Origin of the sequence: Ramlibacter sp. WS9, from assembly GCF_003797765.1 — a bacterium.
Classification (GTDB): Bacteria; Pseudomonadota; Gammaproteobacteria; order Burkholderiales; family Burkholderiaceae_C; genus Ramlibacter.
Genome location: NZ_RKMB01000156.1, coordinates 1 through 416, shown reverse-complemented (window position 1 = coordinate 416; position 416 = coordinate 1). Strand labels below are relative to the sequence as shown.

Genomic DNA, 416 nt, shown 5'->3' with positions numbered 1-416 from the left:
ATGGCGCCGTGAGCCGGCAGGTGCGGTTGCTCGAGGACGATCTCGGGGTGGCCCTGTTCGGCAAGGATGGGCGCGGCGTAAAACTCACCGATTCCGGCGTTCGCCTGCGTGACGCCTGCGGCGATGCGTTCGAGCGACTGCGTGGCGTCTGTGCCGAGCTGCGCCGGCAGACCGCCGAGGCCCCGTTCGTCCTCGGCGTACCCGGCAGCCTGCTGGCGCGCTGGTTCATCCCGCGACTGGACCAGCTCAACCGTGCCCTCCCCGACCTGCGCCTGCAACTGTCCACCAGCGAGGGCGAGTTCGATCCGCGTCGTCCCGGCCTGGACGCCATGCTCTGGTTCGCCGAGCCGCCCTGGCCGGCGGACATGCAGGTCTTCGAACTGGCGCCCGAGCGCATGGGCCCGGTGGTCAGCCCG

At 71.2% G+C, this 416-nt stretch carries 1 pseudogene; it reads left to right on the top strand.

Features of this window, described 5'->3' with window-relative positions:
- Nucleotides 1-416: pseudogene (gene trpI, locus EEB15_RS33425) on the top strand (trpBA operon transcriptional activator TrpI); the annotation flags it as partial.